The sequence below is a fragment of the Sphingobium sp. BHU LFT2 genome (genome assembly GCF_018604485.1).
Classification (GTDB): domain Bacteria; phylum Pseudomonadota; class Alphaproteobacteria; order Sphingomonadales; family Sphingomonadaceae; genus Sphingobium; species Sphingobium yanoikuyae_A.
In genome coordinates this window covers 45,569-54,291 of sequence record NZ_JAFCGW010000022.1, presented here as the reverse complement: position 1 = coordinate 54,291, position 8,723 = coordinate 45,569, and the positions used below count along the sequence as shown (strand labels likewise).

9 protein-coding genes are annotated in these 8,723 nt (G+C 66.6%); 2 read left to right on the top strand and 7 right to left on the bottom strand.

Annotated elements, in window-relative coordinates:
- Both JQK15_RS23980 and JQK15_RS23975 read left to right on the top strand, forming a co-directional pair.
- The coding region (locus JQK15_RS23980) for a DODA-type extradiol aromatic ring-opening family dioxygenase (RefSeq protein WP_502956876.1) at positions 1-172 on the top strand (172 nt) is incomplete at its 5' end.
- A gap of 19 nt (positions 173-191) precedes the next feature.
- Positions 192-1,133: a Gfo/Idh/MocA family oxidoreductase gene (locus JQK15_RS23975; RefSeq protein WP_004208428.1), complete on the top strand. Its 942-nt coding sequence runs from the start codon at positions 192-194 to the stop codon at positions 1,131-1,133.
- A 166-nt stretch (positions 1,134-1,299) separates the two neighbouring features.
- Here the strand turns inward: JQK15_RS23975 and JQK15_RS23970 are convergent, their stop codons facing one another.
- The 7 genes from JQK15_RS23970 to JQK15_RS23940 all read right to left on the bottom strand — a co-directional run bounded on the left by JQK15_RS23970 (position 1,300) and on the right by JQK15_RS23940 (position 8,677).
- Positions 1,300-1,527 carry a hypothetical protein gene (locus JQK15_RS23970; RefSeq protein ID WP_010338905.1) on the bottom strand — a complete coding sequence of 76 codons (228 nt, stop codon included), beginning with the start codon at positions 1,525-1,527 and terminating at the stop codon, positions 1,300-1,302.
- Positions 1,517-1,747, bottom strand: a complete 231-nt coding sequence (locus JQK15_RS23965; RefSeq protein WP_214868699.1) for a hypothetical protein — start codon at positions 1,745-1,747, stop codon at positions 1,517-1,519. Before JQK15_RS23965 ends, JQK15_RS23970 begins: the two co-directional genes overlap by 11 nt.
- Before the next feature lie 61 nt (positions 1,748-1,808).
- On the bottom strand, positions 1,809-5,138 hold the full coding sequence (locus JQK15_RS23960; protein WP_214868697.1) for a glycosyl hydrolase: 3,330 nt from the start codon (positions 5,136-5,138) through the stop codon (positions 1,809-1,811).
- Between the two features lie 17 nt (positions 5,139-5,155).
- Positions 5,156-5,584 (bottom strand): hypothetical protein, encoded by a 429-nt coding sequence (locus tag JQK15_RS23955; RefSeq protein WP_136188087.1) that lies wholly within the window; start codon positions 5,582-5,584, stop codon positions 5,156-5,158.
- Positions 5,581-6,486 (bottom strand): alpha/beta hydrolase, encoded by a 906-nt coding sequence (locus JQK15_RS23950; RefSeq protein ID WP_214868695.1) that lies wholly within the window; start codon positions 6,484-6,486, stop codon positions 5,581-5,583. Before JQK15_RS23950 ends, JQK15_RS23955 begins: the two co-directional genes overlap by 4 nt.
- A 14-nt stretch (positions 6,487-6,500) precedes the next feature.
- Positions 6,501-7,805: a family 1 glycosylhydrolase gene (locus JQK15_RS23945; protein WP_214868693.1), complete on the bottom strand. Its 1,305-nt coding sequence runs from the start codon at positions 7,803-7,805 to the stop codon at positions 6,501-6,503.
- Between the two features lie 23 nt (positions 7,806-7,828).
- Entirely contained in the window at positions 7,829-8,677 is an 849-nt protein-coding gene (locus tag JQK15_RS23940; protein WP_214868691.1) for an alpha/beta hydrolase, read from the bottom strand.
- Positions 8,678-8,723 lie beyond the last annotated feature (46 nt).

Here is an 8,723-nt window from a genome sequence, read left to right as displayed (position 1 = left end):
GATCGAGCATATCGAATATCTGCGCGAGACCGGGTCCGAAGGGATCGAGATGGTCATGTGGCTGATCATGCGCGGGGCGCTGGGCGACAAGGTCCAGCCGCTGCACCGCCATTATCATGTTCCCGCTTCCAACACCGCGGTCGGGCACCTCGTGCTCGAACCCGCCCGCTAACCTGTCCTAGGAGAATATCATGCGTATTGCCCTCGCCGGTGCCGGCGCCTTTGGCGAAAAGCATCTTGATGGCCTCAAGAATATCGATGGCGTCACCGTCACCTCGATCATCGGCCGCGAACTGGAGGCGACGAAGAAGGTCGCCGAGAAATATGGCATCGGCCATGTGACCACCGACCTCAACGAGACGCTGGCGCGTGACGATGTCGATGCGGTGATCCTGTGTACGCCGACCCAGATGCATGCGGAACAGGCGATCGCCTGCATGAATGCGGGCAAGCATGTCGAGGTGGAAATCCCGCTCGCCGACAGTTGGGCCGATGCGCAGGCGGTGCTGGCCAAGCAGAAGGAAACCGGCCTTGTCTGCATGGTCGGCCATACCCGCCGCTTCAACCCGTCGCACCAGTTCGTCCACAACCGCATCCAGGCGGGCGAATTCAACGTCCAGCAGATGGACGTGCAGACCTATTTCTTCCGCCGCAAGAACATCAATGCCAAGGGCGAGCCGCGGTCGTGGACCGACCATCTTCTGTGGCACCATGCCGCGCATACGGTCGACCTGTTCGCCTATCAGGCCGGCAAGATCGTCGCCGCTCATGCGATGCAGGGGCCGATCCATCCGGAACTGGGCATCGCCATGGACATGTCGATCCAATTGAAGAGCGAGACTGGCGCCATCTGCACCCTGTCGCTGAGCTTCAACAATGACGGGCCGCTTGGCACCTTCTTCCGCTATATCGGCGACACCGACACCTATATCGCCCGCTACGATGATCTGGTGAACGGCAAGGAAGAGCCGATCGATCTGGCTGGCGTCGCCATCTCCAACAATGGCATCGAGTTGCAGGACCGCGAGTTCATCAGCGCGATCCGCGAGGGGCGCGAGCCCAACAGCTCGGTCGCCAAGGTGTTCGACTGCTATCGCGTGCTGGGCGAACTGGAAACGCAGCTCGCCGGCTGATTCCGATCCCTTCGGGGTCGCAAGGGGGCGTGGATGGCGACCGGCCGTCCACGCCCTTTGTTTCTGACAAGGTGCAGTGATGCTGGCGCATCAGCACCTTGCAACGCTCAAGCGCCGCGCGGGCTTTTACCAAGCTTCGATGAGGCAAGCTCATCGAAGCTTGGTGTTAGCGATCGATCAGCGGATGGCGCAGGTGCAGATCGTCGAGCAGTGTCTCGATCACCGATATCTCGCCCGCCGTGCCGCTGGGCGTGAAGGCCCAGTTGCAATGGGGATGGGTGGCGCGGCTGTAGATTCGGACCGGACCGATCGCCTTGCGCCAATGATGCTTGCTCTTGCCATGGGCGATCACCAGTCGCGCGATCATCATGTCGATCAGCCGGTCAGACGTCATCGTCCCACCCCTCGATCCCGTCCGCATCGCGATTGCCCGACCAGCTGACCGGGCTGTCCAGATAGGCTTCCAGCTCGCGCCAGTGCCGGTCCCAGCCGGGGCCGCGCCGCGCTTCGGGCACCTGCCGTTCGATCAGCCAGCGGGCGCGGGCCACGGGATTGCCCGCCGGGGCGCGCAGCCGGTCGAGGATGGCGCGGATGCTCTGCTGATCGTCGGTCATGATGACCGCCTGATAGGCGGCGACTTTCCGTCGTTCAAGCGAGCATCCGCGCGACCCCTGCTTATTGTTCCGCCGACAGCGTGACCGGCCCGATCAGGCCCGACGGACGCAGCGGCGCATCGGGGCGATAGGTGGGGGCGGCGGTCAAGCTGATCTTCTCTGCGCCGGGCTGCTGGTCGCCGATCAGGCGGTTGACCCACAGGTTCGCGACCTTCACTTCGATCGCGTTGCGGCCGGGCTTGACCAGCTTGCCGACATCCAGCCGATAGGGGGCGAACCAGCTTGTGCCCGCGACCTGGCCATTGACCCGCACCTCCGCGACATCGCCGACGCTGCCGAGATCAAGCCACAGCGGTGCGCCGGGCCTGGCGCCCCTGGGCAGGGCAAAGCTGCTGGCATAGGTCGCCTCGCCGGAGAAATAGCGCACGCCCGGATCGCTGCTCTTGTCGAGCGCCGTCAGCGTCGGCATCGCAATCTCGGCTGGCGCGCCGCGACCCGGCTGGAAGCGTATGGTCCAGGGCTGCGACAGGGTGGCGATCTGCTTCACCGCCGCCGGCGCGATCGTCCGGCTGGGCGCCTGCGCCGGATTGCGGAACAGGATGAAGAAGGCATCCTCCGGCCCGACATCGAGCGGGACCACCGTGTCGCTGCCCTCGGTCCGGTAGGACAGCGGCGCGGCGCTGCCGTCGATCGCGCGCCAGATTTCCGGCTGGCGACCGGTGACGCGGAAGCGCGTCTCGACATGCTCGGCCTGGGCCTTGCTATTGGTCACGAAATAAAGGTCGCCATCGGGCAGGGCGCGGTGGAGGAAGCGATAGGCACCGGCATCGCCGCTGCCGGTCACGCGGAAATCGGCGCCGATGCCCGTGCCGGCGAGCGCGGCGTCGACATCGGTGCTGGCGATCACCTTGCCCTTGCCGACCGGCTGGCCGCTCCACAGTTTCGCCACCAGCGCGCGGAAGGCGGCGGGATCATCCTGCAGGCCGGGCGCGCGGTCGGGCGCGGTGCCGATCAGGGTGGCGCCAGCCTCGACCAGCGCGGCGATGCGCTGCAGGGTGGCGAGCGTCATCACCTTGCTCGATCCGCCCAGATACAGCGCCTTGTAGCGCGCCTTGCCGGCGATCAGGTCGCCATCCTGCACCGACGCCTTGCTCGCCAAAATCTCGGCATTGACGAAGTCATAGGCATAATCGCTGGGCAGGTCGGCCGGCACGCCATGTTCGAACAGCGCGGTGATCGGCGCATCCTCGCCATAGAAATAGGCGATGTCGGCATGGTCGCGGCCCTGCTGCAACAGGAAACCGGTCCGCGCCATATAGTCGACCCAGGGCTTGGCCATATTGGCCCAGCTTTCGTGGCGGTTGAAATATTGGCCGAAGATCATGAGGCTGAGGCCCGGCACCTTGTCATCCACCGGCTGGTGGACGGAGGTGTGGACGATCGGCCGGTTGACGCCGGACACGAATTCCAGGTCGATCACGCGCTTGAGGTCCGCCGGGGCAAAGGCCCAGGGCGCGAAGGCCGAGGTCATGCTTTCGGCCGACACGATATTCTGGCCATAGATATGGGCGACCGACGCCGCGCCCTTCATGTCGCCGATCAGCGTCGGGCGCGGCGCGCTGCCGCGATTGAAGGTCCACATCGCCGCCATCGGCACATCGGTATGCGCGCGCATGGCAAGGTCGTCGCCCAGCACAGGCCGGCCATTTTCCAGCGCCTCGCCATAGACGGTCAGGCCGTTTTCATGCGCGACCTGCGCCACCGTGCCATAATGGGCGTCGGCCAGCAGATCGGCCAGGGTCTGGCGATAATCATGCAGGAAGGCGTCGCTGCGCGCGGGCGATCCCACGACTGCCCCGGTCAGGGTCGGCAGGAAGGGGACGGGATCATAGCCGCGCCGCGCCTTGAACTCCTCCACCATGCGCGGGGTCCAGTTGGACGCGCCCACCTCGATACTGTCGGTCAGCAGCGCGCTGATGCCCTTCTGGCCGATCCAGTCGGCGCCGACCGCATCGCGATACATGGCGAGATAGGTTTCGAGATAGCGGCGCACGGCAGCCGCATCATATTTGTCGACCTCCAGCCCGGTGGCTTCGGGCGTGGCGGGATGGTTGGTCTTGCCGGTCAGCGACCAGCCCATGCGAACGATGCGCCAGCGCGTGCCCCTGGGCGCGGTCCAGTCGAGCGTGCCGTCGGGGCGCAGCCGGTCGGTCAGGTCGATCACCCTGGCCGGATCGATCGCCGGCGCGTCGGCCGGACCCATGCTCAGGCGGTTATAATCGGATGCGATGGCATAGCCGGCCTTCGCTTCATATTGGTCGATCCGCGCCTCGGCCGACAGGCGCAGGTCGCCGATGCCCAGGGTCGGGCTGGCCGGGCGGCCGAACACGTCGATCATCACCGCGCCGGGCGCGCCATCGCCCAGGCCCGGCGACTTGGCGGCGTCATTGGGCGACAGGACCAGTCGGAAGCGCTGCGCCGTGACCGGCGCGAAGCTGGTGGTGGAGGCGACTTCGGTCAGCGAGAAGCGACCGAGCGGTTGCCAGCCCTGCGCCGTTTCCGCCTCGATCGTCGGGCGATAGGCGGGGTCGCCGAAAGGCGGGCGGGCATGGGGCACGAACAGGCTGGCCGATCGCACCATGACCGGCTTGCCATAATCGAGGATCAGCGTGCCGGGATGCGCCGCATCGCCCTTGGCCATCTGGGCCACGGTTTCCAGATCGCTATCGCCCAGTGCGGCGGCGCCCGCGATCGGCTGGCCATCGGCGTCGAGGATGCGGGGCGTCGGCAAGGGCATCGCTGCAATCGGATAGGCCAGCACCCGCGCCTCGCCATAGGCGCGCGGCTGGTCCGGTATCTCCGCGTCGCCCGCCAGCGGATCGCTGAACCTCGCGCTCTGGAAGGCGCCAGTCACATTGGACGGGGCGGGCAGGGCGCCCTTGAGCCGCTGGCCGCCGTCGACCTCCGTTTCGGCCCAGACCAGCTTCTTCATCGCGTCCTGCGGCTTGACCCAAGGGCCGCCGGTCTCGCTCCAGCCCGGTGACGCCGCGATCGCGAATTCCAGCCCCTTGGCATCGGCGGTCTGGACGGCGTGGCGGAACGCGTCCTTCCAGCCGTCGGTCATATAGACCAGCCGTTCCTTGACGATCTGCGGCGTCTGCAGATTGGCGTCGAAATTCTGCACCCCGCCAATGCCGATGCGCGCCAGCCAGTCGAGATCCTTGTCGATCCCCTCCTTGGTCACATTGCCGTTCAGCCAGTGCCACCACACCCGCGGCCGGGCCGACTGCGGCGGATTGTTGAAGCCGTCGGCCAGGTCGTCGGCCTGGGCGGGCATGGCGAGCACGGTGCCGGCCAGCAGCATGGCGAGACGCAGGGAACGGAAGGTCATCGGGGCGATCCTCTATTTCAAATGATTTGGGCGGATGACAGCATCCGCCGCAGCGCCAGACTGGCGACCAGCGCACCGAGCGCGCCGCCATAGGCAATCTTGATGGCCAGCGCGGCGCCCCAGCCGATCGGCGGCAGGCCACCGGCCGCGAGCGCAAACAGCCCGCCCACCGCGGCACCGGCGAGCGCAAAGCCGGCGGCGCGCAGCAGGATCGGCCGCAGGGCGCCACCGACCCGTTTGCGCGCGATCAGCGCCGGGACGAGCGCGCTCATCAGCGCAACGGCAATGCTCTGCGGCACGAAATCCAGCGCCAGCCGATCCGGCACCGCCCAGGCCAGCGGGCGCGGCTGGGTGCCGAATAGGGCAAGGAAGAAGGCCAGGCTCAGCGCGCCATTGATGCCGACGCTGATCGCCGCTTCCCGCCGGATCGAGACGGCGCCGGTCATTGTCCCGCCTTTGGGGTCAGCAGGCCGCGCATGTCCATCCAGCTCAGAAATTGCGGCAAAAGGCCCATGGTCGTCGTGCCCGGCTTGCCCATGCCGAACCCATGGTCGCCGCGCTCATAGGCGTGCAGTTCGACCGGCACATGCGCCCGGCGCCAGCTTTCGACCAGCGCATAGGAGGGATTGGGGAACAGGCTGTCATCATTGGCGATCGCCGCGAACATCGGTGGCGCGTCGGCGGAGACATTGCGGGCCAGCATCGGGCCATAGACATAGCCGATGAAGGATGGGCGATCCGCGCCCTTGCCCTCCAGCGTGGCGTTCATCGTGGTCATGGCGCCGGCGGAAAAGCCAATCATACCGACCCTCTTGGGATCGATGCCCCATTGGCTGGCGCCTGCCCGCACCCGCTTCAGCGCGGCGAGTGCATCCAGCGTCGCGCGCGGCTCGCTGATCGTCGGCGGGACGTTGGGATCGCGCAGCGAGTCCGCCATGCGCTTGCCCATATAGGCCGATGCCTCGGCGGTGTCGGCCGGGGTCTGGTTCAGCCGATATTTGAGGACGAAGGCAGCGACACCATGATCGGCCAGCCAGCGCGCGACATTCCAGCCCTCATGATCCATCGACAGTAGCATGAAGGCGCCACCGGGCGCGACGATCACCGCCGCGCCGGTTGCCTTGGCCGGATCGGGCAGGACCGGGGTGATGGTTGGCACGGTGACGTTGCGCACGGCGAGGTCGTCGCCGAAGCGCACCCAATTCTCGGTCGTGCCCTTGGGCGCCTTGAGATCGGGATAGAGCGGGATGGCATTGGGTTCGGCCGGCGCCGTGGCGGGCACGGGCGTCGGCATCTGCGCGATGGCGGGCGAGGCCAGCAGCAGGGGCAGCAGGACAAGGCGCTTCATGGCAGGCCTCCCCTTCAGAGCGCGTTGCGGCGGGCGATCGCGCCATAGACGGCGGCGCTGGGCTTGGCCGTGCGGGCGAAGCTCACCGGATCGACGCTGTGCAGGCCGAATTTGGGCTTGTAGCCGAAGATCCACTCGAAATTGTCGAGCAGCGACCAGTGGCAATAGCCCAGCACCGGCACGCCATCGTCGATCGCGGCCTTGAGCCCGGCGAGCGCTTCGGGAATGAACTTCGCGCGGACCGCATCATCATCGCTGCCCACGCCATGTTCGGACACCAGGATGGGCACGCCGGTTGCTTCATGGGCAAAGCGCACCGCGCCGCCGAGCGAGGGCGCCCAGACTTCGGTGCCGGACCAGTTGACGGCCGATCCCTTGGGCGCGGGCAGGCGGCCCTTGTCGCCCCACAGGGCGCGCTCATAATTCTGGACGCCGATGAAATCGTCGCCCTTCGCAATCTCCAGCCAGTTGCCGTAAAGCTGCTTGCGCATGGCATCGCGCACCGAATGGGCGCCGACCGCCTGGTCGTCCATCAGCGCCAGTGAGAAACCGACCGGCAGATCGCCGCGCACTGCCTTGATCGCCGCCTTGCCCGCCTTGTGCGCGGCTTCGAGGCCGGTCTGGAGCGCGGGCAGATCGTCGAAGCCGGCGACATTGGCACAGACATATTTGGGCACGCCCAGCCGCTTGGCCGCGGTTTCCAGCGTCAGCTTCTGGATGTCCCACACCTGCTGGGGCAGCATCGGCTTCAGGAGCAGCAGGATATTGGGTTCGTTGAGGGTAATGGCGCTGGCTATGCCCTGGCCCAGCGCGCGCATCGCCTTGTCGCAATAGCGGGCGAAAAGCTGCGCGCTTTCCGGGTTGGTCCAGCCGCCTTGCGCGCTGAACCAGCGCGGCGCGGTGAAATGGCTGAAGGTGACGATGGGGGCCAGGCCACGCGCATGGCAGCCGTCGATCACCGCCTTGTAATGATCGAGCATCGCCTGGGAGAAGAGGCCCTTTTCCGGCTCGATCCGCGCCCATTCGATACCGAAGCGATAGGCGTTGAGGCCCATATTCTTGACCAGATCAAGGTCGCTTTCCCACAAGGCGAAGCTGTTGCAGGCGTCGCCCGAAGGCTGGGCAAAGACGGTCGGCTGCTGATTCTCCACGAACCACAGGTCGCTGGCGATATTATTGCCCTCGACCTGATGCGGCGCGGTGGCCGCGCCCCAGTAGAAGCTCTTGGGGAAATTGGGGGTGGCGCTCTTGCGCGCGGCGATGGCAGGGGCGGCCATCAGCGCGGCGCCGGTAGCCAGAAGGGTGCGGCGATCCAGCATATCCGTCTCTCCTATTGTAATTGTCAGGCGGTGGTTTCGCGCACGAAGGCGCAGATTTCGTCAGCGAGCCGCCGGTCGGCGGTGCCCAGATGCATGGCCATGCTATAATGATTATGGCCCGACTGGATGAAGGCGCGCGGCATGGCGCCATGGCGGGCGAGCCGGTCCTGCAACAGGCTCAGGAACTCGGCCTGGAAGCGGGGCGGGTCGAACTCGGCGCAGGCGATCAGCAGCGGCAGGTCGGTTGCGGCAACGGCCTCCAGCGGCATGCGCTCCGGGTAGTGCGAAGCATCGCCATAATAGAGCGTGTCGCGCGGATCGAGCGGGGTATAACCATAAAGGCCCGACAGCAGCACGGCTGCGCGCACGGCGTCCGATCCGGCGAGTTTCAGATAGCCCGCGACATGGACGGCGCCGGCCGACGTGCCCATCAGGACGATGCGATCGGGGTCACCGCCATGCTCGGCGGCATGATCCTTGAGCCAGCCGACGACGGCCGCAACATCTTCCGCCCCGGTGGGCCAGCCATGGTCGGGGGCAAGGCGATAATTGATGACGACGCCCAGGAAGCCGGCCTGCGCCGCCATCCGGCCGACATTGGCATTGGGCCAGGCGTCGGCGCTGCCCTTGTCGCCCTTCAGAAAGCCGCCGCCATGGACGAAGACCAGAATGGGGGCGGGGGCATCGCCCTTGGGGGCATAGAGGTCGAGCCGGTGGCGGGCGTCCGGGCCATAGGCGATGTCGGCCTGCGTCACCGGGACCGCCGCTGCCAGCGCCACCTGCTCGGCGTCGAACAGCGCCCGGCACTGGCCGAGGATATCCGGCCCCAGATCGGTGCCCAGTGCGGCGATGGCGTCCCTGATCGGCTTCATATGTCCCCTCTGGCCAGAAGGATTAGGAAAAAAGACGGGACGCCAC

What these genes read in the sequence shown, in the direction of transcription:
- JQK15_RS23975 (WP_004208428.1), top strand. Translation starts at nt 192, where the DNA reads ATGCGTATTGCCCTCGCCGGTGCCGGCGCCTTTGGCGAAAAGCATCTT.
- JQK15_RS23970 (WP_010338905.1), bottom strand. Translation starts at nt 1,527, where the DNA reads ATGACGTCTGACCGGCTGATCGACATGATGATCGCGCGACTGGTGATC.
- JQK15_RS23965 (WP_214868699.1), bottom strand. Translation starts at nt 1,747, where the DNA reads ATGACCGACGATCAGCAGAGCATCCGCGCCATCCTCGACCGGCTGCGC.
- JQK15_RS23960 (WP_214868697.1), bottom strand. Translation starts at nt 5,138, where the DNA reads ATGACCTTCCGTTCCCTGCGTCTCGCCATGCTGCTGGCCGGCACCGTG.
- JQK15_RS23955 (WP_136188087.1), bottom strand. Translation starts at nt 5,584, where the DNA reads ATGACCGGCGCCGTCTCGATCCGGCGGGAAGCGGCGATCAGCGTCGGC.
- JQK15_RS23950 (WP_214868695.1), bottom strand. Translation starts at nt 6,486, where the DNA reads ATGAAGCGCCTTGTCCTGCTGCCCCTGCTGCTGGCCTCGCCCGCCATC.
- JQK15_RS23945 (WP_214868693.1), bottom strand. Translation starts at nt 7,805, where the DNA reads ATGCTGGATCGCCGCACCCTTCTGGCTACCGGCGCCGCGCTGATGGCC.
- JQK15_RS23940 (WP_214868691.1), bottom strand. Translation starts at nt 8,677, where the DNA reads ATGAAGCCGATCAGGGACGCCATCGCCGCACTGGGCACCGATCTGGGG.